Origin of the sequence: Limnohabitans sp. Hippo4 (assembly GCF_003063605.1) — a bacterium.
Lineage (GTDB): Bacteria > Pseudomonadota > Gammaproteobacteria > Burkholderiales > Burkholderiaceae_C > Limnohabitans_A.
Genome location: NZ_NESE01000003.1, coordinates 1 through 22643 on the forward strand (window position 1 = coordinate 1; position 22643 = coordinate 22643).

The following is a 22643-nucleotide window of genomic DNA, read 5'->3' on the forward strand; positions in this document are numbered from 1 at the left end:
CATACCAGCATGATCTCCAGCGGGAAATGCAATCGCTTGATCACCCGCCGCAGGGTGGAATTTGACAGTTGAAGTTGCAGTGGTGCCATCGCTCATTGTCCATCGACGGCCTTATTGCGACAGAACCGCAAAAAGCCCCGCGTGGTGCGGGGCTCTGAGCGCCTGGCAACCCGACTGAGCGAGTTAGCAGGACTTGTTCTGGCGGAGAGGGAGGGATTCGAACCCTCGGTGATGTTGCCACCACGCCTGATTTCGAGTCAGGTACATTCGACCACTCTGCCACCTCTCCTACACTCAACTTTGCGGCTGGTCACTGCCGCAAATTCTATCAGCGGACTTTAAGCGCGTAGCTCCGTGATGCCGCCCATATAAGGACGCAACACTTCAGGCACCGTCACTGAACCATCTGCATTCTGATAATTCTCAAGCACCGCCACCAAAGCGCGACCCACCGCCAAACCTGAACCGTTCAAGGTGTGCACCAACTCATTCTTGCCTTGCGCATTTTTAAAACGCGCTTGCAAACGACGTGCTTGGAAAGCCTCGCAGTTAGAGCAAGAACTGATCTCACGATAAGTCCCTTGCGCCGGCACCCAAACTTCCAGGTCATAAGTTTTGGTAGCGCCAAAACCCATGTCACCTGAACACAGCAACATCACGCGATATGGCAAGCCCAGTTTTTGCAAAATGGCTTCAGCGTGGCCTGTCATTTCTTCCAGCGCTTCGTAGCTTTTCTCTGGATGAACAATTTGAACCATTTCTACTTTGTCGAATTGGTGCTGACGAATCAGGCCACGTGTGTCACGCCCTGCACTGCCCGCTTCTGAACGGAAGCAAGGTGTGTGAGCAGTCAGCTTCATGGGCAAGTCTGACTCGGCCAAGATTTCATCGCGCACAACGTTGGTCAAAGTGACTTCTGAGGTGGGAATCAAATACAGCGCTTGATTGTCTGCAGCCTCTTCGCCTTCTTGACCGCCCTTTTTGGCAGCAAACAAATCGCCTTCAAACTTGGGCAACTGACCCGTGCCGCGCAGTGTTTCGGCATTCACCACATAGGGTGTGTAGCATTCGGTGTAGCCGTGTTGCTGCGTTTGCGTGTCTAACATGAACTGCGCCAAGGCGCGGTGCATGCGAGCAATTTGACCGCGCATGAACGTAAAGCGTGAGCCGGACAGTTTGATGCCGGTGTCAAAGTCGAGACCCAACTTTTCGCCAATGTCGACGTGGTCGCGCACTTCAAAGTCGAAGGTCTTGGGGCCTTTGCCGTCCACACTCCATTTGCGAACTTCCACATTGCCGTGTTCGTCCGCGCCAACAGGCACGCTTTCGTGGGGCAAGTTGGGCACGGCCAACAGCATGTCCTGCAACTCAGCCTGCAAAGCCTCTAAGCGAATGGCTGAAGCATCGAGTTCTGTTTTGATGCTGGCCACATCGGCCATCACCTGGTCAGTGCTTTCACCTTTGGACTTCAACATGCCAATTTGCTTTGACAAATTGTTGCGCTGACTTTGCAATTCTTCCGTGCGAGTTTGCAAAGTTTTGCGCTCATTTTCTAAAGCACGAAACTTTTCCACATTCAAAAAAGTTTGTGGATTTTTACGAGTTTCCAGGCGCGCCACAGCAGCGTCGAGGTCTTTGCGGAGTAGAAGGATGTCTAGCATGTTGAGAGAGAGATTGAAGCGGCCAAAAAATCAATGGCCATCGTTTAATTTGAGGCCCTTGGGCAAGGGGAATTTGATAGTTTCGGTGACACCGTCCAATTTGCGAATGGAGGTAGCACCCAATGCGCGCAAGCGAAGAATGACATCTTGCACCAACACTTCAGGCGCGGAGGCACCCGCTGTCAGGCCCACACGGTGTTTGCCAACAAACCATTCATTTTCCAGTTCGTCAGCACTGTCAATCATGTAACTGTCGGCGCCCATGCGGCTGCCCAATTCGCGCAAACGGTTGCTGTTGGAACTGGTGGGGCTGCCCACCACCACCAACACATCCACCTCAGGCGCCATCAGCTTGACGGCATCTTGTCGGTTTTGGGTGGCGTAGCAAATGTCTTGTTGTTTGGGCTCGCGCACCTTCGGAAAGCGTTGCTTCACGGCCAACAAAATTTCTGCGGCATCGTCCACACTCAAGGTGGTTTGCGTCACAACGGCCAAGAGTTCGGTTTGCTTTGGCTGAACTTTCAACACATCCTGAACGTCTTCTACCAAGTGAATGCCATCGGGCAATTGACCCATGGTGCCTTCCACTTCAGGATGGCCCTTGTGGCCAATCATGATGAACTCATAACCTTCTTTGTGCAGCTTGGCCACTTCCACATGCACCTTGGTGACGAGGGGGCAAGTGGCATCAAAAATATTGAAGCCGCGCGCTTCTGCTTCGGCTTGCACAGCTTTGCTCACGCCGTGAGCGCTGAAGACCAAAGTGGCGCCAGGCGGCACATCACTCAGTTCTTCGATGAAGATGGCGCCTTTGGTTTTGAGGTCGTTGACCACGTAGGTGTTGTGCACAATTTCATGGCGCACGTAAATGGGCCGGCCAAATTTGGCAATGGCCGCTTCCACAATGTCAATGGCACGGTCAACACCTGCGCAAAAGCCGCGAGGTTCAGCCAATAAAATTTCTTGTACGCCCATGAGTTGCCCGTTTCAATGATTGACTTCTTGGGTTTTACAAAATGCCAATGATGTGCACTTCAAACGTCACTGGCTGTCCGGCCAAGGGATGGTTGAAGTCGAACAACACCGCGCCATCTTCGGCCACTTGCATCACGGCGCCTGCATAGGTGCCATGGCCATCGGGTGTGGGGAACTGCACCACATCGCCAGGCACATAGTGTTCTTGCGCAGCACCCAATTGGGCCAACAATTTGCGGGCCACCCATTGCTGCATGTCGGGGTTGCGATCACCAAAGGCTACGCCTGCGGCCAATTCAAAGGTGGTGCGCACGCCCTCTTCCAAGCCCATCAAGCACGCCTCCATGCCGGGCGACAACTCGCCCGAACCCAACGACAGGGTGGCGGGCTTGTCCTCAAAGGTGTTGATGAGGGTGCCTTGTGGCCCTGCCAATCGGTAGTGCAGCGTCAAAAAGGATCCGGCTTGTACGGTGGTCATAGTGTGTCAATGCAAATAAGGCAATTCAATGCAGGCCAATGAAAAAGCAAAGCACCGCCAAAGGCAGGCTGAGGGCACAGACTCGAACTGTCCATCCCCGCATTGTAAAAAGCTTCTAGGCCTTTGGCCGGGAAATGCGCTGCAAAGGGGCATTTATCTGAAAGAACTGGCCCATGAACCTGCAAGAAATACCGCCTGACGCCCGTCCCCGCGAAAAAATGCTCGCCCGGGGACCCAGCGCCTTGAGCGATACCGAACTGCTGTCACTGCTGCTCAGAACAGGGGTGGCCGGCCGCAATGTGCTGCAATTGGCGCAAGACATGTTATTGGCCAGTGGCGGATTGGCCAACTTGCTCATCACGCCGGCTTATCAGCAGGGGCACATCAAAGGCTTGGGGCCGGCCAAACAAACCGAGCTGTTGGCCGTGATGGAACTGGCCAAACGGGCCATGTCGCAGCAGTTGCAAACACGTGAGGTGATGCAAAACGCCGCCAGCGTACAACTGTATTTGCAACTGCACATGGCCCACAAACACCACGAGGTGTTTGCCATGCTGTTTTTGGATGCTCAGCACAAATTGCTGTGCATGGAAACTTTGTTTCGCGGCACGCTCAGCCAAACCAGCGTGTACCCCCGCGAGGTGGTGCTGCGGGCGCTTCACCATCACAGCGCCGCCGTGGTTTTGGCGCACAACCATCCCAGTGGCTCGGTCCATCCCAGTCCCGCCGATTTGCACCTCACCCACACCCTCAAGTCGGCATTGGCCATGGTGGATGTGCGGGTGCTCGATCACGTCATTGTGGGCCCAGGCCAAGCCTTCTCCATGGCAGAGCAAGGTGTTTTGTAAGTGAAGCGAAAAATGGCACTGGCTTATGGCAACATTGGACCGTGAAATTTCAATCGCTTCAAGACCTCAAACACATTCAAAAGCAGATTGCCGAGGCGCAAGCCAAAGCAGCTGCTGAGGCGGCCGCGCGCGCCGCCGCTTTGAAGAAGGCTGAAGCCGAAAGGAATTTGTTCACACGGGCCATCGGCAAAGTGGCCCCTTTGCCTGTTCACAACAAAGCGCATCTGCCTAAAGCTCCCCGCGCACCCGTGGCCACGCAGTTGAAAAAAGACGAAGCCCAGGTCATTCAAGACTCCCTCAGCGATGAGTTTGATGTCAGCACCTTGCTCGACACCGATGAGGCCCTGAGTTTCAGAAGGCCCAGCGTTGGACCCGAAGTGACGCGCAAATTGCGCAAGGGCGATTGGTCGATTCAACGTGAAATTGATTTGCACGGCTTGCGCAGCGATGAAGCCCGCTTGGCTCTCACCACTTTCATTCGCGAAGCCCACAAGCACGGCATACGCTGTGTGCGTGTGGTGCATGGCAAAGGGCTTGGCTCGCCTGGTAAAACGCCTGTCCTCAAATCCAAGGTGCACAGTTGGCTGGTGCAAAAAAACCAGGTCATGGCTTTTGTGCAAGCCAAGCCTGCAGAAGGTGGCGCAGGTGCACTGGTGGTTTTGCTGACCCCCTCAGAGGCGCGCTAACTTTATTCAGCAGCTTGTCGCAGCGTTTGTGACACGGGCTGACGCAACACTTCCGACAAGCCCCACCATCCGGCCAGCCACGCCAGGCCAGCGCCAGACAAAGCGCCTGCTAAGGGCACCCACAAAGAGGCGGTCCAATCGAATTCAAAGACGTAATGGGCCAAGCCCCAACCGACGCCCACGGCCACCGAACTGGCCAAGAAACCAGCCAAAAGTCCAACACCCATCAGCTCTGCCGTTTGCACCTGGCTCAGCAATCGACCTGTGGCGCCCAACGCTCGCATGATGGCAAATTCACGTTTTCTTTCTTCGCGGGTTGAAGTGACCGCAGCCATCAGCACCAGCAGACCCGCAATCAGGGTGAAAGCAAACAAAAATTCAACCGCGCGAATGACCTGGTCCAAGACTTTTTGGACTTGGGTGATGGTGGCCCGCATGTCAACGCTGGTGATGTTGGGAAACTGTTGAAGCAAATTGCGTTCAAATGATTTTTGAGGCGGCGTTTTGAATGCAGCCATGTAACTCAAGGGCACGTCGGGCAACTCGTCGACGGGGTACATCACGAAGAAGTTGGCGCGCATCGAGCCCCAGTCCACTTTGCGAATGGAGGTGATGCGCCCTTCAGAGATCACACCACCCACATCAAAGCGCAGGCGATCGCCCATTTTCAAACCCAAGGTCTGGGCAATGCCCGCCTCGACGCTGACGGCATCTTTTTCGCCATCGGTCCAAGTGCCCTCAACCACGGCATTGTGATCAGGTTTGGCCGCTCGTGCGGACAAATTGAACTCACGATCGACCAAACGTTTGGCGCGGTCTTCAACGTAATCGGCCGGGCTGACGGCTTTGTCATTGATGGCAACCAAACGGCCGCGAATCATGGGGTACCAATCGTATTGCGCTACACCGGCTTGCGAGAGGGCAGATTGAAATGCAGCTGTTTGATCGGGCTGCACATTGATCACAAAACGATCGGGTGCATTGACGGGTGTGGCCTTGCGCCAACTGCTGATCAAATCGGTTCTGAGCAAGACCAACAACACCAAAGCCAACAAGCCCACAGACAACGCACTGACTTGGACCACGGCATACACCGGACGTGCCATCACTTGCCTTGTGGCCAACAGCAACCAACGTGGTGTGGCCGAGCTGGGCACCCATTGACGAAGCAACTTCAACAAGACCCACGTGATGGCCGCAAAGAACAAGGTGGCCGCCGCAAAACCGCCGACGGTCATCAAGCCCAGCTTCACATCACGGCTGGCCCACATCAAGGCAGCCGCAAAACCCAACAAGCCCGTGAACAACACCCCCACTGAAGCAGGTTGCAAACCACCCATGTCACGGCGAATAACGCGAATGGCCGGTACTTTGGCCAATTGCAAAACAGGCGGCAATCCAAAGGCCAACAACAGGGTCAAGCCCATGCCCAAACCCAAGATGGCCGGTGCACCCGAGCTAGGCGGCAACTGCGCATCCACCAGACCTGCCAACAACCAAACAAAGGCATGGTGAACACCATAGCCCAAAGCCAGACCCAAGAGGCTGGCCAGCACACCCGCTGTGACAAACTCAAAACCATATGCCAGTGTGAGCGTGCGTTGGCTTTGACCCAAGACGCGCAACAAGGCGCAACCATCCAAATGTCTGGCAGCAAATGTGCGCGCTGCGAGTGCCACTGCCACAGCACATAGCAAGGCTGCCAGCAGCGCTACCAGGTTCAAGAACTTTTCGGCACGGTCCAAAGTTTGGCGCATTTCAGGGCGGCCGCTTTCCATGGACTCTATTTGCACGCCTCTGATGTGGGGACTTTGCACTTGCTCGCGTGCCCAGTTCAAAAACTTTTGCACATCGCGCTGATCTTCAGCACCGGCCACCGCCATGCGATAACTGATGCGGCTGGCCGGTTGCACCAAGCCAGTGGCCGCCACATCTTGTTGATGCATCATGACGCGCGGTGCGAAATTCATAAAGCTGGCACCACGGTCGGGCTCGCGCTCAATGAGAGCGGCTATTTGAAAAGCTTGATCGCCCAACCACAAGCGATCGCCCAATTGCAAGTTGAGGCTTTCTAACAAAGGGGGATCGACCCACACCGTACCAGGCTTGGGCACATCACGCGTTGTGACCACTTCGTCGCTCAACATGCTGGGCTGCTGCACATTCGCTTTGAACAAGCTCATGTTGCCGCGCAAGGGATAACCTTCTGAGACGGCTTTCAAAGCCACCAACTTGGTCTCTCCTCCCTTGGCGTCGTCTGCACGTGCCATGCTGGGAAAGTTCAAGGTGGTTTGAGTTTTCAACGCGAGGGATTTGGCTTTTTCAAAAAAGACATCGGGCGTGGGCTTGTCACTCACCACCACCGCATCGCCGCCCAGAAGTTGCCTTGCGTCACGCCAAAGGCCTGCTTGCAAACGGTCTGCAAAAAATCCTACGGCTGACAGCGCCGCCACGGCCAGCACCACCGAGACGATGAGCAAATTCAGTTCGCCAGCGCGAAGGTCGCGCCACAGATTGCGCCAACCCAATTGAGTGGCGAGCAGCCACTCAGGCCTTGTAGCTTGCGTCAAAGCTTTAGTCATGCGCAACTGACTTGACGCTAGGCTCTGCCAGTTCAGTTTGCCATGTGAGGCGATGCGCAGCGCTGAAGCACAAGAAACGTTTGTTGGTGGCACGGCCAATGGCACAGAGGTCCACACGCTGTGCAACTTCCAAACCCATTTGGGTGATGCCACTGCGCGATACCGCAATGGAGACACCCATTTGCGCAGACTTGATCACCATCTCACTGGTCAGTCGACCGGTGGTGTAAAACACTTTGTCGTGGCCACTGACATCGTTCATTGCCATCCATCCCGCAATGGTGTCAACTGCATTGTGGCGGCCTACATCTTCCACAAACATCAGCATCTCTGCGCCTTTGAACAAAGCACAGCCGTGCACAGAGCCAGAAGATTTGTAAGTGGTTTCTTGCACGCGAATGGCATTGACCAAGGCATACAAGGTGGCTTGGTCAATGCGTGAATCGCGTGGCAATTGAATGGCATCGATGTCGTTGACCAGATCACCGAACACACTGCCCTGACCACAACCTGTGGTCACCACGCGTGCCGCCGTTTTGCTGCCTGCTTGGCTTTGACCTTCACGTGTCTTGATGGCAGCGACACCCGGCTGCCCCATTTCACCTTCGCCCAAGCTCCAATCGACCGTGATGGACTCAATTTCGGCAACAGAATGAATGAGGCGCTGGTTCAACAAAAAGCCCAACACCAAGAATTCAGGGCTGGCGCCCAATGTCATCAGGGTCACCAGTTCACGTTTGTCCAAGTACACCGTCAGTGCACGCTCTGCAGGAATGTGAACTTGCGAGCTTTCACCAAACTCGTTGACGACCTCAATCTGCCGCGTCAATTCGGCATGGGCTTGGGTCAGTCGGGGTTTGAGAGAAGATGGGTGCGACATGGGTAATACAAAGTTCAGGCACGAGCCTAACGCAAAAAGTCCCTCGCTGACTCAGCGAGGGACTTTCAACCTGTTGAATTCAGGGAAAAATCAGGATTTTTTAGCGGGCGCTGCTGCGGCGGGTGCAGCAGGCGTGGCACCCGGCTTGGCTGCCGCTGGTGCAGGTGCTGCTGCCACTGCAGGCGCTGCTGGTGCTGCGACGTAGGGGCCTGGATCTGCACAAGCTGGCGTTGCCACAGGCGGCGTGGTGGGCTTGCCAGTGGCCTTGGCTGTCTTGTAATAGTGCGCAGCCACTTTTTCACGTGACTTGCAAAGTTGATAGTCAGCGACTTTGTTGCCGTGGGCCGTTTTGGCTGCAGCTTCTGCCGCTTTGGCTTTGGCCTCGTCACTGGGTGCTGGCAACTTGGCCATGGCCGAGACGCTGAAAAGAGATGCCAACAACAGTGTGGCCAAGCTGATGAATGTTTTTTTCATGATTTGAATCCTCAAACGTCAGGCAGATGCCGAGGTAGAAGCAGCACCACCATGGGCGGGCGCTTCGGGAGATCGTTGCGCAGGAATCTTGCCTGCTTTGATGTCGTTGTACCAAAGTTCGTGATGCTCTTTGGCCCAAGTTTCGTCAACATAACCATCGCGCATGGCACTGTAGGCGCCTTGCATGCCAATGGTGCCCATGTAGATGTGGCCCATGAACATGGCCATCATGAGGATGGTGGCGACACCATGAATCATGTTGGCAATTTGCATGGTGCTGCGCTCGTACATGAGACCGGGAATAAGTTTGTCGAGAACCAAACCTGACGCCACCACAATAAGGCCCAAGCCCAAGACACCGAACCAGAACACCACTTTTTCACCGGCATTGAAGCGATGCGAAGGAACTTCTTGGCCAGAAAGCAAGCCACCGCCCTTCAACAACCAAGTAATGTCTTCTTTGCTGGGGAAGTTGTCCTTCAAGAAGGTCACAAACACAATGATGAGGGATACCGCAAACAAGGGGCCTGCAAAATTGTGGATGTTTTTCAAGGCATAAGTCAGCCAACCAAACAAAGCATTGCCAATGATGGGTTGAATGAAAAACTTACCGAAAGCCATCACCACGCCAGAAACTGCCAACAATACAAAGGCAATGGCATTGGTCCAGTGGGCAGCGCGCTCAAGGGGTGTAAAGCGTTCAATCTTGCGGCCAGTTTCAGCGCCATGCAATGTCATAGTGCCTTTGCCGTAGTAAAAAAGCGCAATGGCCAATGCTGCAATCAGCAACAAAGAACCCCCATAAGGAATGATCCAGTTGTTGCGAACTTGACGCCATGCCTCACCTGCGGTGGTGAGTTTGGAGCCTGGGTATTGCACAAAAGGCTGAATGAGGTTGCCGGCTTCGGGCGCTTGCGACGCTGGCAAGCTGCTGTAGCCCGTCACACCCGCACCCACTTGGCGCCACATGGGGGCATTGTTGCCAGGCTGAACCTTGCCACGCTCACCATTGTTTTGGTCTGCGTATTTAGGATCTGTGTTGGCGTCGGGTGCAATGGAAAAGATGTTGGCACTTTGAACACCCGGTGCGACTGCTTTGGCGCTTTCAGCTGCAGGCGCAGCAGTTGCAGGCTGCGTTTGTGCGGAAACGTTCCATACAGCCCCCAACATCAAACAAGCCGCCATCAGACCCGACTGAATGTGTGTGGATACCGAAGATCGGTTCATGGTTGCTCTCCCACTTTCAGTTGGATCGCGAGTGATCGTTTTGCCCATATTGAGCGCGTGTTTTGAGTTGCTGGGCCCAACTGTTTTTGTCGCCGGCTTTCCAGTCGGACGTAGTGAACACTTGAACGCCGGTGCCGGTGTGGGGCGCTGCGTCAAGTTTAGGTTGGCCTGCCAACTCTTGCACTTTGTCGCCGCAAGCGGAAAGGCCTGAAGCCAACAACACGGCGCAAGCCAGGCCTGTTAAACGATGGATGCGGCTCATGATTTGGCACCTTTCGAATCGGTTTTGCTGCCATAGGCAGTGCCCCAACCCCAAACTTCTGCGCCTTTGCCGCGTTGTACAACGCGGTTGCGGAAGATGTCGGCCACCACGTCGCCGTCGCCAGCAAGCAAGGCTTTGGTAGAACACATTTCGGCGCATGCAGGCAACTTGCCTTCTGCCAAACGGTTGCGACCATACTTTTCAAATTCGGCTTGGCTGCCGTTGGCTTCGGGGCCGCCTGCGCAGAATGTGCATTTATCCATCTTGCCGCGAACACCAAAGGTGCCTGCGCTTGGGAACTGGGGTGCGCCAAAGGGGCAAGCATAGGAGCAGTAACCACAGCCAATGCACACATCTTTGTCATGCAACACCACACCCTCTTCGGTGCGATAGAAACAGTTCACGGGACACACCGCCATGCAGGGGGCGTCTGAGCAGTGCATGCAGGCCACCGAAATGGATTTCTCGCCAGGCACGCCGTCGTTCAAAGTCACCACACGGCGGCGGTTCACGCCCCAAGGCACTTCGTGTTCGTTTTTACAAGCCGTGACACAACCGTTGCATTCAATGCAGCGCTCTGCATCACAGATAAATTTCATTCTTGCCATGTTTTACTCCTGTGTGTGGCAAAGGCTTTACGCCTTCTCCACATCGCAAACGGTGGTTTTGGTTTCTTGCATCATGGTGACGCTGTCGTAGCCGTAAGTGGTGGCCGTGTTGATCGCCTCACCGCGCACAATCGGTGCTGCGCCATTGGGGTAATGCGCCAGCATGTCGGCACCTTGCCAACGACCTGAAAAGTGGAAAGGCAAGAACACGGTGTCAGGCGCCACGCGCTCTGTCACCAAAGCTTGCACATTCAAGCGTGCACCCGTAGGTGTTTTGACCCATGCACGTTCACCATTGCGAATGCCGCGTTTGGAAGCAGTTTGAGGATTGATCTCCACAAACATTTCTTGCTGCAACTCGGCCAGCCATGGGTTGGAACGTGTTTCTTCGCCACCGCCTTCGTATTCCACCAAGCGGCCTGAGGTCATGATGAGCGGGAACTTCTCATGCACCTTGTCGGCAATGTTCTTGTCTTGAATGGTTTTGTACAAAGTGGGCAGACGCCAGAAGGCTTTCTTGTCGTCGTGCGTGGGGTACTTGGCCATCATGTCTGGACGGGTGCCATACAGTGGCTCGCGGTGCTGAGGAATAGGATCGGGGAAGTTCCAAACCACTGCACGGGCCTTGGCATTGCCGAAGGGATGGCAACCGTGGTTCTTCATGAACACGCGCATCATGCCACCAGAAGAATCGGTCTTCCAGTTTTTGCCTTCAGCTGCTTTGGCTTCAGCTTCGGTGAGTTCACTCCACCAGCCCAATTTCTTGAGCAGCACATGGTCGAGTTCGGGGTAGCCGGTGGTGATGTCAGCGCCCTTGGAATGAGAACCGTCTTCGGCCAACAAGGATTTACCTTCACGCTCCACGCCAAAGTTAGCGCGGAAGTTGCCGCCGCCTTCCATAACGTGTTTGGAGGTGTCGTACAAATTGGGGGAACCTGGGTGTTTGAGTTCGGGCGTGCCGTAGCAGGGCCATGGCAAACCAAAATAATCATCACCAAAGTCGTAGCCTGTTTCTTTGTCTTTACCGCCCTTGGATTTGAGCGTTTTGACATCAAACAAATGCATATTGCGCATGTGCGCTTTCAGGCGCTCTGGGCTTTGGCCGGTGTAGCCAATGGTCCAGACGCATTTGTTGATTTCGCGCAGGATGTCTTCGGGCACGGGTTCGTCCATGCCTTTGACTTTTTGCATTTTGTAGTTCTTGACCAGCTCTTTGCCAAAGCCCAATTTGTCGGCCAATTGGTACATGATCATGTGGTCAGAGCGGCTTTCCCACAAGGGATCGATGACCTTGTCGCGCCATTGCAATGAGCGATTGGACGCTGTGCAAGAACCGCTGGTTTCGAACTGTGTGGCTGCGGGCAACAAATACACCGCGCGATTGGGGTTCAGGTCTTCTGGCTTGCCAGGCATGGCCGCCATGGCAGCGGTTGCGGATGGATAGGGATCGACCACCACCAACAAGTCGAGCTTGTCCATGGCGCGCTTCATTTCCAAACCACGTGTTTGAGAATTGGGGGCATGGCCCCAATAGAACACGCCGCGCAAGTTGCTGTCTTGGTCGATGAGTTCGTTTTTCTCGAGCACACCATCGATCCAGCGCGACACCGTGATGCCGTTTTTGCCCATCATGGCAGGGCTGGCGTAGCGGCCCTTGATCCATTCAAAGTCAACATCCCACGCTTTGGCAAAGTGCTTCCAAGAGCCTTCAGCCAACCCGTAGTAGCCAGGCAATGAATCGGGGTTGGGGCCCACGTCGGTGGCGCCTTGTACGTTGTCGTGACCACGGAAAATGTTGGTGCCACCACCCGATTTACCGATGTTGCCCAACGCCAACTGCAAGATGCAAGAGGCACGAACCATGGCATTGCCAATGGTGTGCTGAGTTTGACCCATGCACCACACGATGGTGCTGGGGTTGTTTTCGTGCAGCATCTTGGCCACTTTGAAAACTTGCTCTTCTTTCACACCACAAGCTTCTTCCACTTTGTCGGGTGTCCACTTGGCCATGATGTCGGCCTTGACCGCTTCCATGCCGTACACACGGTCATTGATGTACTTCTTGTCTTCCCATCCGTTTTTGAAGATGTGATAGACGATGCCAAACAAGAAAGGAATGTCGGTGCCGGAGCGAATGCGCACGTACTCGTCGGCCTTGGCCGCAGTGCGTGTGAAACGTGGATCGACCACGATCATCTTGCAGCCATTTTCTTTGGCATGCAACATGTGCAACATGCTGACAGGGTGCGCTTCGGCCGCATTCGAGCCGATGTACAAAGCGCACTTGCTGTTCTGCATGTCGTTGTACGAATTGGTCATGGCGCCGTAGCCCCATGTATTGGCCACACCCGCCACCGTGGTGGAGTGGCAAATGCGCGCTTGGTGATCGGTGTTGTTAGTGCCCCAGAAACTCACAAACTTGCGCATCAAATAGGCTTGCTCGTTGTTGTGCTTGGAAGAGCCAATGAAATAAACGCTGTCGGGGCCACTGGCTTTGCGCAGCTCCATCATGCGTTCGCTGATTTCTTTCAGGGCCAAGTCCCAGCTGATGCGCTCGTACTTGCCATTGACCAACTTCATGGGATAGCGCAGGCGGTATTCGCCGTGGCCGTGCTCACGAAGCGCTGCACCTTTGGCGCAATGTGCACCCAAATTGATGGGCGAATCGAACACAGGTTCTTGGCGAACCCACACGCCGTTTTCAACAACGGCGTCAACAGCGCAACCCACTGAGCAGTGGGTACAAACGGTACGCTTCACTTCAACTTTGCCTGCGCCAATGATGGAGCCGCCTTGCGTGCCCGCCTGGGCTTTTTTCACCAAGCTCAGTTGCGAAGCGGCCAAGCCAACGCCAACCCCTAAGCCAGAACGGCGCAAGAAAGTGCGTCGATCGAGTGTGGGCAATGCCTGTGTGAGGCCGCGGCGCAAACTGTGCACGAACGGCGACGCTGAAGCACCTGAGGTGCCAGAATTCTTTTTGGTCAACAACATGAAACTCTCCAGAAGAGGTGAGTGTTTGAGAAAGGACTTAGACCAAGGTGGTCTTGTAGTAACGCTTGACGTGCTCGGATAGCTCGTAGCCACCACCGCGTTCGGGTTTGGCTTTTTGAGTGATTTGGGGCGCCAAGTCTTTTACTTGGGGTAAGAAACTTGTTGCAGTTGCCACAGCACCAACTGTGCCTGCACCAGCGAACAATGTGCGACGTGAAACTTTAGGGTTTTGCGTACTCATGAATGTTTCCTTGAAAGATGCTTAGGAAATACTTTGCATACCTCAGTGATGTTAACAGTTCGCCTTATTGCAACAATGGGGAAACCCTTATGTTTGTGCGCTTTCCGGCTTGACAATTTTCAAGTCAGCAAATCAAAACCTTGGGTCTCAATGTTCAAAAATGCTTGGGTGAACGCAGCCAATTGCGCAAAGAATTGCGCTCTGGGATGTTTCAAGATGACATCCAGCATCTCTTGAACCCAAGGCTGAACATGCTTTGCGAAGAACTCGCGTTGTTGTGTGAGGTTGGAGATGGCCACATCGTCACCCGCAATCAGATAGCGCATCACTTCGCAAAGGCACGCAAAATGGTCCTCTGTTTCCGACATGCTGTCGTCGCGCTCCAAGCCTAGCGCGGCCAAATCTTCACGCAATCTGGCAACCGGTTTGTCGTTGAGAAAACCACTCACGTAATGTGAGGCGTAAAGGTAAATTTCAGGCTTGCCCACACCCCCAAACAATTGGTTGTACTCCGAGGCGATGTCAGCATCAGTTGACACTCGCGATGCAGCAACAAGTTGACGCCATGGCTCTTCTAAAAATCCACCGGCCACGGGCGCATCCGTCACTGCAACGCGCAGTTGTGCCAACAATTCAGGACTGGGCACTTGATAAAACAATTGCGCGAGCAAGCCATAAATTTCAGCGCGCGCCGTTTCTTCGTCTAGGGCTGAGGACGATGACAGATTGGAAGTCATTTGGATTTCTTCAAGATTTGGGAGGGATGTTGGCAATCTTGGCCTCATCCGAATTGGAATAGATGTCGATGACGCGGCAATCGCCACACATCTTGAGGCGCTCTAATGCGGCACCTTGGAACATACTGTGACCGGCCAATTTACCCAACATGGCCTCGATGGCCTTGAGGGTGCCAAATGGTTTGCCACACTTTACACAACCATAGGGTTGAGATTGGTTCAAGACTTGCGCTTGCTTGCGCTCGGGCGTGCGCAAGAAACGTGGCACCAACTCAATGGCATCTTCGGGGCACGTGGTGGCACACAAGCCGCACTGCACACAGTTCTTTTCGATAAAACGCAGTTGCGGCAAATCGGGGTTGTCTTGCAATGCGCTGGCTGGGCATGCACTGACACAACTCAGGCACAACGTGCATTTGTCAGCATTGACTTTCAAAGCACCTAAAGGTGATGCTACAGGCAACGCAATGGCGCTGTTGCTGGCCTGCAATGCCGAGGGTGCATGCTCGCTCAAGTGGTCCAATGCCAATTCAAGGGTGCTGCGCTTTTCGGGGGCTACGGCGTACTTGGCATACACGGCCGGCACTTGGTTCTTCCATTTGGCTTGTGCTTTTGCGGCGCTGTTGGCTTGCAAACTAGCGTCTAAGTCCATGCCGTTTTTGGCACGCATAATTTGAAAATGAATGCCTTCGTAGCCTAGGCCCGCCAACAAACTCTGGGCAACGGCCATTTGCGCCTCTAGCCCCTCCAAATATTGTGGTGCTTCTTCGTGTGTGCAGAGCACCAAAACTTGATGCGCACCATAGGCCACTGCCGTTAGCCAAACTTCCAAACCCAAACTGGCGGTGTGCCACAAAGACATGGGAATGACATTGGCGGGGATGCCCTTGGCCAATTTGAGTTGCGCTGCACGGCCTAACTCTTCCACCACTTTGAGTCCGGCTTCTTGGCTGTGCAACATCAGCACTGCCTCTTTGCCACCTGCCGCATGGTAGGTAGACAATAGCGTTTTGATTTTCGAACCTTGCTCTTGTGCCTTGGGGTAGGCATACGTCAAAGCGCCCGTAGGACACACGGTGGTACAAGCGCCACACCCCACACACAAGTTGGGATTGACTTTGATTTGTTGGCGCGACTTGTCGCTTGAAATGGCCTCGGCAGAACAAATGTCGACGCAGGCATTGCAGCCCACCGTTTCGTTGCGGCTGTGTGCACAAAGTTTTTGTTTGTAAACAAAGAACTTGGGTTTTTCAAACTCGCCCACCATGTCGCGCAACTTGATGAGCGTCGCCAGATCCTGTCCGTTCCATTTGAAATAACCTTGTGGTGGCGCGTGTTGCAAAAACTGCGGACCTGTCGTGCCTGCAGGGCGGAGGTCCAAAATGAGGTCGAACTTTTCGGAAGCTTCTGTGGGCACACGGTTGAAATCAATGGCCCCAGCAGATTGGCAAACCTTGACGCACGCGCGGCTGTCATTGCACACGCTCATGTCGATCTGGTAATCCAAACCAATGGCGTTCTCGGGGCAAGCCTGCACGCAAGCATTGCAGCGTGTGCACAAATCCAGGTTGATGGGGTTGTTGTCAGACCATGACACATCAAAGGCGCCCAACCAACCGCTCATTGATTTCAATTCGCCAGCGATCACAGGGTATTGACGCTCTTGCGAGCCACCTGCTTCGCCAGCACCCTGTGCAAAGATCACCACTTGCAAGACATCGGCCAGCATGGCGGCAGCCTTTTCAGCTTGATCGAGAGGTCCAATGATCAACAAGCGCCCTTCACTTTTGAAAGGGACGACAGGCACTGGGTCGGGTTCAGGCAGATGGGCTGCGGCCAATAGCGCAGCCAGTTTGGGGGAGGCGTTTTGTGCATCGCTGCTCCAACCACCCGCCTCACGGATGTTCACAAATTTGATGGGGGACGTTGCGCCTTCTGTTTGTGAAGCCAACTCAGAGAAAAGCTTTTTCTCTTGGGTACAGGCCACCACCACTTCTTGACCCGATTGAATGGCCTTCTGAAATGCGCCCGCTTCTCGGCGGCAAAGTGTGCTGTGCAGTGTGAGCGATTCACCCAGCGCCTGACCCAGCTTCTGGGTCTGCAGGGGCATGGTTTGATTGCAATCGCAAATGAGTGTGGTCATGTTGTACCGAGTTGTTTTCTAGGGGCTCAGGGTTGTCTAAGTTGTTTGCGTTGGCAGCCAACTTTGTCTCTGCAGGTTTGGGAGTGTCGCCATCTGAAGTGCTGGACTGTGCCACATCTTCGGGGGCTTTCACCAAACCCAAAAATTGGGCGCCCACCATTTTGGCCAGCATGCCAGCGGGCAAAGGATCTGGCGTGTTGTAGTCGCCAATGTAAATGTCCAAACCGTCCATCACGTTGTAATGCGGATCGGTGAAAAGTTTTTTCATGGCCGCATTGCGAACTTCTGGGGAGACGCCTTGCGTCATGAACGTCGAAAAATCAGAATCAGGTGTCAATTGCTCAACATCCGACAACGTGGGCAACTTGGGTGGCTCAGCAGCAGGGTCGGCCGATTCAGGCTTGACATTGGCCACAGAAACTTCGCTGTTCTGTACAGAGGGCTGCGGTTTGTCTTGCACTTTGTTTGGACTGATGTCTTCTTCAGCCAATCCCAACTTCACAGCCTGTTTGCGCTGCGACCAACGGCTGAAAAAACCACCGGAATTCTCAGTCATGCGCCGTCCACCTTTCGGCCAGAGCGATCACTGGTGGTGACCTTGGCGGGTTGACCAAAACGATCGGTGAGCGCTTGAAAACTTTGCGGCCGCTGGCGGCGCTTCACCTCGGGTGTGTAATGTTGCTTGGCAAATTCACGCACCCATTCAACGATGTCGGGTGAAGCAGGAACCTGCTCGATGGTTTCTTGCGCGTCTAGCCATCGGCCAGCATCGTGATAACTGAGCGAGACGCGTTCGGGCACGGCCACCAGATCGTCGCTCAAGGCAGCTTGCTCTTCCATGCGCCACATCACAAAGAAACAGGGATCGGGCGAGGTGACGTTCAAAAGGTAGCCTTCTGCATCGTCTGGATACAACTCGACTTTGAAATTGGGAAACAGCCACAGCGCGCCATCCTCCCCCTCGCACAAGCACTTGGGGTGCTTGCCAAAGCCTTCTTCGTGGGGCGTGACGTCGTCCAGAATCCAACGCCAAGTCTGCCATTTGGCCATGTCACCCTGCACGCGCTCGCGGCGCATGACAACGGCAACATCAATGGAGGGTCTGGAACTCATGGGCGGATAGTACCAATGATTCAAAGTCATTGGCGCTTGTCCGCCTTTCAGACGGCGTGAAACTTCTGAAATTCAACGAATGCTCAGAAGTATGGGTCAGAAACTCAATAAGTTTCTAGGTGCAAACGGCCTTCTTTTTTGAGCGTGGCGCCCAACTGGTCCCAGTTCAGTCCTGCATGGGTGGCCACGTCGTGTAAAGCCAAGACCACGCCTTCTTCCATGCTCTTCAAACCGCACACATAGAAATACGTGTTGGGATCTTGAAGTAAGGCCACCAAATCGGCAGCACGCTCGCGCATGGCGTCTTGCACATAGCGCTTGGGCTGACCTGGTGTGCGCGAGAAAGCAAAGTTGATGTCAATGAAATCTTTGGGCAACTTTTGCAGCGGACCAAAGTAAGGCAGCTCTTCTTGGGTGCGGGCACCGAAGAACAACATGAGTTTGCCACCTTCAAACTTGCCCGTTTGACGCAAACGACGGCGCCACTCGGTCATGCCGCGCATGGGCGCACTGCCTGTGCCGGTGCAAATCATCACGATGTTGGACTTGGGGTGGTTGGGCATCAAGAAGCTGCTGCCGAACGGGCCGATCACTTGAATCGTGTCACCCACTTTCACATCGCACAAATAGTTGGAACACACGCCTTTGACCGGCTTGCCGTCGTGATCTTCCACCACGCGCTTCACCGTCAAAGACAAATTGTTGTAACCGGCGCGCTCACCATTGCGCGGGCTGGCAATGGAGTACTGGCGTGCATGGTGCGGCTTGCCAGAAGCATCCACACCTGGCGGCACGATGGCCACAGACTGACCTTCTAAAACTGGGAAAGGCATGCTGCCGAAATCAATCACGATGTGATGGGTTTCGTTGCTGGTGCCCGCCTCGTTCACTTTGAAATTGCCGACCACTGTGGCTTGTGTGGGCGTTTTAGGGCCATACAAGTTGGTGTACGCGTGCGCTGCGGACCAAGGTGGCAAGGTAGAACCATAAGCGGCGGAATTGAACACAACTTCGCCAGAGGCATTGACAGCTTGTGCAGGTGCAGCCTCTACGGCAGGGGCAGAAGTCACAGCTTGACTGTCCACACCCATGGCTTGAAGCTCAGCATCGCTCAAGGCGGCAGGCAAGTCATCCCATGTCAATTGCTCTTCGATGGAATAGGCCTTGGCCTTGGGCATGCTGCGCCAGTTGTCAATGGAGCCTGTGGGGCAAGGTGGCACACAGGCCATGCACAGATTGCATTTTTCAGCATCAACCACATAGTTGCGAGAGTCGTGCGTGATGGCGCCTACGGGGCAAGTGGCCTCGCAGGTGTTGCAACGAATGCAGATCTCGGGATCAATCAGGTGTTGCTGAATTAAAACGGCTTCTGTGGTCATGGCGTGTGGGTAAGATCTTTTCAGATCTCAGTTGAAACGAACGTAGTCGAAGTCTACAGGCTGACGGTTGATGCCCATGACAGGAGGGGCAATCCAGTTGGCAAACTTGCCTGGCTCTGTGACGCGGCCCATCAGGCTGCCCACATAAGCGCGGTCTTCGTTGGTAGGCAACCACTCGCCCACTTTGGCCATCCACTCTTCGGCTGTCACCACACGGCCATCGGGCGTGATTTTGGCGCCAGACAAAGAACCGATGTTGCGGTGGAAAGCTTTGTGAGGGGCTGTGAGCTTGAAAGGAATGCCTGCCTTTTCAATCACACGGTTCCAACGCTCAATGCCGCCTTTGGAATCAACGATGTAATCGTCACGCAGAACTTCGTTCAAGGCGTTCAACATGGGCACTTCTTTTTCAATCAGCTTGTCATTTTCAACAGCCAAGATCTTGTAAGTGTTGCCCTTCAACACGTGATCGTCATTGCGTTTGCCTTCTTCGTAGCGGCCCTTCAAGCCAGAGCTGTAGAAAGTCGCAGCATTAGAAGACTCGTCGGCACCAAACAAATCAATGGTGACGGAGAAGTGGAAGTTGATGTAACGCTGGATGGTGGGTAAATCAATCACGCCGGCAGCGCGCAGTTTGGCCACGTCATCGGTTTTGAGTTGGTTCATCACATCCACTGTGCGCTGGATGGTGCGGCTGACACCAGACTCACCCACAAACATGTGGTGCGCTTCTTCGGTCAACATGAACTTGGTGGTGCGTGCCAAAGGATCGAATGCAGATTCGGCCAAGGCGCACAATTGGAACTTGCCGTCACGGTCTGTGAAGTACGTGAACATGAAGAATGAGAGCCAGTCAGGGGTCTTCTCGTTGAAGGCTTGCAAGATGCGGGGATTGTCTTCGTTGCCGCTGTTACGTTGCAACAAAGCATCGGCTTCTTCACGGCCATCTCTGCCAAAGTATTTGTGCAACAAGTAGACCATGGCCCACAGGTGACGGCCTTCTTCGACGTTAATTTGGAACAGGTTGCGCAGGTCGTACATGCTGGGCGCTGTGAGGCCCAAGTGACGCTGCTGCTCCACAGATGCTGGTTCCGTATCGCCTTGCGTCACAATAATGCGGCGCAGGTTGGCGCGGTGTTCGCCTGGCACATCTTGCCAAGCTTTCTCGCCCTTGTGATCGCCGAAGTGAATTTGACGGTCTTGCTCGCCTGGGTTCAAAAACACACCCCAACGGTAGTCGCGCATTTTGACGTGACCAAACTGTGCCCAACCTTGTGGGTCAACGCTCACCGCGGTACGCAAATACACGTCCATGTCGGTTGAACCTTCAGGGCCCATGTCGTCCCACCAGTTGATGAAGTTGGGCTGCCATTGTTCCAAGGCGCGTTGCAACGTACGGTCTTCAGACAAGTTGACGTTGTTAGGAATCTTTTCGCTGTAGTTGATACCGGACATGTGAGTCTCCAGAAATTAAAGCAACGGTGGGGTCAAATTTTGGTTGCAGCAAAGACCACCGGGAACCTTGCTGCACAACACTTTCAAAAAACTTTTTGTACGTTGAGGCTTAAACGCGGTTCATGTCGAACTGCACTTTTTCGCCTTTGCCGTACACCTTCAAAGCACCTTTTTCACCCACGGCATTGGGGCGCTGGAAGATCCAGTTTTGCCATGCAGTCAGGCGACCAAAAATACGGGTGAGCATGTTCTCTTGGCTGGCAAAACGCAGGTTGGCTTCGAGGCCTGTCAGGGCGTCTGGCGACATGGCCGCGCGCTCTTCCAAGCACATGCGAATTTCGTCATCCCAATCGATGTCATCGGGTGCAGCGGTGACCAAGCCGAGTGCCAATGCAGCGTCAGCGTCCAATGCTTTGCCAATGGCGCCGCGCGCAGCTTCCATGGCGGGCACTTCTTCGTAGAAGCGACGTGCCAAACGGGACTGATCGTTCACCATGGGGTAGAAGCCAAAGTTGAACTCATTCAATTGAATGGTGGGCGCTTTGTCTGCATCATCGGGCAAGGCCAACATGTAAGTGCGGTCGGCACAGAAAGCCAACTCAGCGAAGGTGCCTACGAAGCAAGTGCCTGGTTCAACGAGTGCAAAAATGCTGCGTGAAGAAACGTCCAAGCGTGCCAAGGTACGGCGCAAGTGACCAATGGTTTCGCGCACGAACCAGTGGTCTTTGTGAGCCAACAAAGTCGCATCGCTGGCCAAGACTGCTTTGGCATCGCCTGTGGCTTTGAGCAACCAAGTGCCAATGTCGAGTTCATTGGTGCGCATGTGCAAAATGGCGTCGTCCAATTCACGCACCATTTGTAAAGGCCACCACTGAGCGCCAGCTGCCAAGATGCCGGCGATGTCTGTGGGTTGTGCAGATGCTGGTGCTTTCACAGTGAAGGTGGCCAGGCGCTTGGCCCGGTCAATTTCAACCGTCACGTTGTTGTAGCTGATGCGGTCGGCTTCAATGTTGCGCTGAATCGGTGTGAGCGCCACGCCTTTTTCTGCAGCAGGACGATCGCTTTTTGCAGCCAAATTGTCGGCACGCTGGCGCACCACTTGCTGGAATTGGTTGGGCTTGGCAATGGCATCGACCAAGCGCCAGTCTACGGCTTTTTGACCGCGCACACCTTCCACGCTGGTGCAGAAAATATCGGCCAAGTCGTGGCGCACGTGGCGCTTGTCGGTCACGCGTGTGAGGCCACCTGTGCCTGGCAATACGCCGAGCAATGGCACTTCGGGCAAAGACACTGCAGAAGAACGGTCGTCCACCAACACGATGTCATCGCAAGCCAAGGCCAACTCGTAACCGCCACCAGCACATGCGCCATTCAATGCAGCCACAAACTTCAAGCCAGAGTATTTACTGGAGTCTTCAATGCCGTTGCGTGTTTCGTTGGTGAACTTACAGAAGTTCACTTTCCAGCCGTGAGTCGACACGCCCAACATAAAGATGTTGGCGCCAGAGCAGAACACGCGATCTTTCAAGCTGGTGACCACCACAGAGCGAACTTCGGGGTGTTCAAAGCGGATGCGCTGCAAGGCATCGTGCAATTCAATGTCCACGCCCAAGTCATAAGAGTTGAGCTTCAATTTGTAACCAGGGCGAATGCCTGCGTTTTCGTCGATGTTGATCGACAGGGTGGCCACGGCACCGTCAAAGGCCAAGCTGATGTGCTTGTAGTTTTCGGGTGAGGTTTGGTAATTGACGATGGGCGCTGTGGTCATAAAGGTCTCCAATGAAGGTCTTTGTAAGGTCTGAATCTCTGGTGCGAGACTTAAAAAGCCATCGAACCGCGTTGACATGCAGTTTATTGCATTCAACTTAGGGACTCAACATGCAATTTAATGCAATTATTAAGT

General features: G+C 54.2%; 20 protein-coding genes, 1 tRNA gene and 1 pseudogene. 2 read left to right on the top strand and 20 right to left on the bottom strand.

The genetic code is table 11. The annotated features are described in order from the left end of the window. From B9Z46_RS15235 to B9Z46_RS09010, 5 genes and pseudogenes are all read right to left on the bottom strand, one after another. Positions 1-89 (bottom strand): annotated as a pseudogene (locus B9Z46_RS15235) (IS6 family transposase); the annotation flags it as partial. Positions 90-199: 110 nt separating this feature from the next. Further along, positions 200-289: transfer RNA gene (locus B9Z46_RS08995), tRNA-Ser, on the bottom strand. Positions 290-338: 49 nt separating this feature from the next. Next, on the bottom strand, positions 339-1661 hold the full coding sequence (gene serS, locus B9Z46_RS09000) for a serine--tRNA ligase (RefSeq protein WP_108255884.1): 1323 nt from the start codon (positions 1659-1661) through the stop codon (positions 339-341). 30 nt (positions 1662-1691) lie between these two features. Then, a complete protein-coding gene (gene ispH / locus B9Z46_RS09005; RefSeq protein ID WP_108255886.1) occupies positions 1692-2636 on the bottom strand; it encodes a 4-hydroxy-3-methylbut-2-enyl diphosphate reductase in 945 nt (314 codons plus the stop codon). A gap of 34 nt (positions 2637-2670) precedes the next feature. Next, complete coding sequence (locus B9Z46_RS09010) at positions 2671-3114, bottom strand: peptidylprolyl isomerase (RefSeq protein ID WP_055359896.1); 444 nt, start codon at positions 3112-3114, stop codon at positions 2671-2673. Between the two features lie 173 nt (positions 3115-3287). Between B9Z46_RS09010 and radC the strand changes: the two genes are divergently transcribed. After that, positions 3288-3962 (top strand): DNA repair protein RadC, encoded by a 675-nt coding sequence (gene radC / locus B9Z46_RS09015; RefSeq protein WP_055359895.1) that lies wholly within the window; start codon positions 3288-3290, stop codon positions 3960-3962. A gap of 41 nt (positions 3963-4003) precedes the next feature. Continuing rightward, entirely contained in the window at positions 4004-4648 is a 645-nt protein-coding gene (locus B9Z46_RS09020) for a Smr/MutS family protein (RefSeq protein WP_108255888.1), read from the top strand. 2 nt (positions 4649-4650) lie between these two features. Here the strand turns inward: B9Z46_RS09020 and B9Z46_RS09025 are convergent, their stop codons facing one another. The 15 genes from B9Z46_RS09025 to boxC form a co-directional block, all read right to left on the bottom strand. Continuing rightward, positions 4651-7230 carry an ABC transporter permease gene (locus tag B9Z46_RS09025; protein ID WP_108255890.1) on the bottom strand — a complete coding sequence of 860 codons (2580 nt, stop codon included), beginning with the start codon at positions 7228-7230 and terminating at the stop codon, positions 4651-4653. After that, positions 7223-8110, bottom strand: coding sequence for a formate dehydrogenase accessory sulfurtransferase FdhD (locus B9Z46_RS09030; protein ID WP_108255892.1), 888 nt, complete (start codon positions 8108-8110; stop codon positions 7223-7225). Before B9Z46_RS09030 ends, B9Z46_RS09025 begins: the two co-directional genes overlap by 8 nt. Positions 8111-8200: 90 nt before the next feature. Further along, positions 8201-8584 carry a hypothetical protein gene (locus B9Z46_RS09035; RefSeq protein ID WP_108255894.1) on the bottom strand — a complete coding sequence of 128 codons (384 nt, stop codon included), beginning with the start codon at positions 8582-8584 and terminating at the stop codon, positions 8201-8203. A gap of 18 nt (positions 8585-8602) precedes the next feature. Further along, the gene (locus tag B9Z46_RS09040) at positions 8603-9769 is read right to left on the bottom strand and encodes a formate dehydrogenase subunit gamma (protein WP_108255896.1); all 1167 of its coding nucleotides are present in this window, start codon (positions 9767-9769) and stop codon (positions 8603-8605) included. Between the two features lie 58 nt (positions 9770-9827). Next, on the bottom strand, positions 9828-10073 hold the full coding sequence (locus B9Z46_RS09045) for a hypothetical protein (RefSeq protein ID WP_108255898.1): 246 nt from the start codon (positions 10071-10073) through the stop codon (positions 9828-9830). Further along, the gene (fdh3B, locus tag B9Z46_RS09050; protein ID WP_055359888.1) at positions 10070-10681 is read right to left on the bottom strand and encodes a formate dehydrogenase FDH3 subunit beta; all 612 of its coding nucleotides are present in this window, start codon (positions 10679-10681) and stop codon (positions 10070-10072) included. Before fdh3B ends, B9Z46_RS09045 begins: the two co-directional genes overlap by 4 nt. Before the next feature lie 27 nt (positions 10682-10708). Further along, positions 10709-13672: a formate dehydrogenase subunit alpha gene (locus B9Z46_RS09055; protein ID WP_108255900.1), complete on the bottom strand. Its 2964-nt coding sequence runs from the start codon at positions 13670-13672 to the stop codon at positions 10709-10711. Between the two features lie 37 nt (positions 13673-13709). After that, positions 13710-13913 (bottom strand): formate dehydrogenase, encoded by a 204-nt coding sequence (locus B9Z46_RS09060; protein WP_108255902.1) that lies wholly within the window; start codon positions 13911-13913, stop codon positions 13710-13712. A gap of 119 nt (positions 13914-14032) precedes the next feature. Beyond that, on the bottom strand, positions 14033-14650 hold the full coding sequence (locus B9Z46_RS09065; RefSeq protein ID WP_055359885.1) for a molecular chaperone: 618 nt from the start codon (positions 14648-14650) through the stop codon (positions 14033-14035). Positions 14651-14660: 10 nt separating this feature from the next. Beyond that, on the bottom strand, positions 14661-16760 hold the full coding sequence (locus B9Z46_RS09070; protein ID WP_108255904.1) for a 4Fe-4S binding protein: 2100 nt from the start codon (positions 16758-16760) through the stop codon (positions 14661-14663). Beyond that, positions 16720-17349 (bottom strand): DUF3306 domain-containing protein, encoded by a 630-nt coding sequence (locus B9Z46_RS09075; RefSeq protein WP_108255906.1) that lies wholly within the window; start codon positions 17347-17349, stop codon positions 16720-16722. The genes B9Z46_RS09070 and B9Z46_RS09075 overlap by 41 nt, the downstream gene beginning before the upstream one ends. After that, the gene (locus B9Z46_RS09080; RefSeq protein WP_108255908.1) at positions 17346-17906 is read right to left on the bottom strand and encodes a DUF3305 domain-containing protein; all 561 of its coding nucleotides are present in this window, start codon (positions 17904-17906) and stop codon (positions 17346-17348) included. The genes B9Z46_RS09075 and B9Z46_RS09080 overlap by 4 nt, the downstream gene beginning before the upstream one ends. Positions 17907-18010: 104 nt before the next feature. Further along, positions 18011-19285: a benzoyl-CoA 2,3-epoxidase subunit BoxA gene (gene boxA / locus B9Z46_RS09085; protein ID WP_108255910.1), complete on the bottom strand. Its 1275-nt coding sequence runs from the start codon at positions 19283-19285 to the stop codon at positions 18011-18013. Positions 19286-19312: 27 nt separating this feature from the next. After that, complete coding sequence (boxB, locus tag B9Z46_RS09090) at positions 19313-20740, bottom strand: benzoyl-CoA 2,3-epoxidase subunit BoxB (protein ID WP_055359882.1); 1428 nt, start codon at positions 20738-20740, stop codon at positions 19313-19315. A gap of 109 nt (positions 20741-20849) precedes the next feature. Beyond that, positions 20850-22508, bottom strand: a complete 1659-nt coding sequence (gene boxC, locus B9Z46_RS09095; protein ID WP_108255912.1) for a 2,3-epoxybenzoyl-CoA dihydrolase — start codon at positions 22506-22508, stop codon at positions 20850-20852. Positions 22509-22643: the final 135 nt, after the last annotated feature.

What these genes read in the sequence shown, in the direction of transcription:
- boxB (WP_055359882.1), bottom strand. Translation starts at nt 20,740, where the DNA reads ATGTCCGGTATCAACTACAGCGAAAAGATTCCTAACAACGTCAACTTG.
- B9Z46_RS09080 (WP_108255908.1), bottom strand. Translation starts at nt 17,906, where the DNA reads ATGAGTTCCAGACCCTCCATTGATGTTGCCGTTGTCATGCGCCGCGAG.
- B9Z46_RS09075 (WP_108255906.1), bottom strand. Translation starts at nt 17,349, where the DNA reads ATGACTGAGAATTCCGGTGGTTTTTTCAGCCGTTGGTCGCAGCGCAAA.
- B9Z46_RS09010 (WP_055359896.1), bottom strand. Translation starts at nt 3,114, where the DNA reads ATGACCACCGTACAAGCCGGATCCTTTTTGACGCTGCACTACCGATTG.
- B9Z46_RS09070 (WP_108255904.1), bottom strand. Translation starts at nt 16,760, where the DNA reads ATGCCCCTGCAGACCCAGAAGCTGGGTCAGGCGCTGGGTGAATCGCTC.
- fdh3B (WP_055359888.1), bottom strand. Translation starts at nt 10,681, where the DNA reads ATGGCAAGAATGAAATTTATCTGTGATGCAGAGCGCTGCATTGAATGC.
- B9Z46_RS09040 (WP_108255896.1), bottom strand. Translation starts at nt 9,769, where the DNA reads ATGGCGGCTTGTTTGATGTTGGGGGCTGTATGGAACGTTTCCGCACAA.
- B9Z46_RS09030 (WP_108255892.1), bottom strand. Translation starts at nt 8,110, where the DNA reads ATGTCGCACCCATCTTCTCTCAAACCCCGACTGACCCAAGCCCATGCC.
- serS (WP_108255884.1), bottom strand. Translation starts at nt 1,661, where the DNA reads ATGCTAGACATCCTTCTACTCCGCAAAGACCTCGACGCTGCTGTGGCG.
- B9Z46_RS09045 (WP_108255898.1), bottom strand. Translation starts at nt 10,073, where the DNA reads ATGAGCCGCATCCATCGTTTAACAGGCCTGGCTTGCGCCGTGTTGTTG.
- B9Z46_RS09060 (WP_108255902.1), bottom strand. Translation starts at nt 13,913, where the DNA reads ATGAGTACGCAAAACCCTAAAGTTTCACGTCGCACATTGTTCGCTGGT.
- B9Z46_RS09025 (WP_108255890.1), bottom strand. Translation starts at nt 7,230, where the DNA reads ATGACTAAAGCTTTGACGCAAGCTACAAGGCCTGAGTGGCTGCTCGCC.
- B9Z46_RS09065 (WP_055359885.1), bottom strand. Translation starts at nt 14,650, where the DNA reads ATGACTTCCAATCTGTCATCGTCCTCAGCCCTAGACGAAGAAACGGCG.
- radC (WP_055359895.1), top strand. Translation starts at nt 3,288, where the DNA reads ATGAACCTGCAAGAAATACCGCCTGACGCCCGTCCCCGCGAAAAAATG.
- B9Z46_RS09035 (WP_108255894.1), bottom strand. Translation starts at nt 8,584, where the DNA reads ATGAAAAAAACATTCATCAGCTTGGCCACACTGTTGTTGGCATCTCTT.
- B9Z46_RS09055 (WP_108255900.1), bottom strand. Translation starts at nt 13,672, where the DNA reads ATGTTGTTGACCAAAAAGAATTCTGGCACCTCAGGTGCTTCAGCGTCG.
- boxA (WP_108255910.1), bottom strand. Translation starts at nt 19,285, where the DNA reads ATGACCACAGAAGCCGTTTTAATTCAGCAACACCTGATTGATCCCGAG.
- ispH (WP_108255886.1), bottom strand. Translation starts at nt 2,636, where the DNA reads ATGGGCGTACAAGAAATTTTATTGGCTGAACCTCGCGGCTTTTGCGCA.
- boxC (WP_108255912.1), bottom strand. Translation starts at nt 22,508, where the DNA reads ATGACCACAGCGCCCATCGTCAATTACCAAACCTCACCCGAAAACTAC.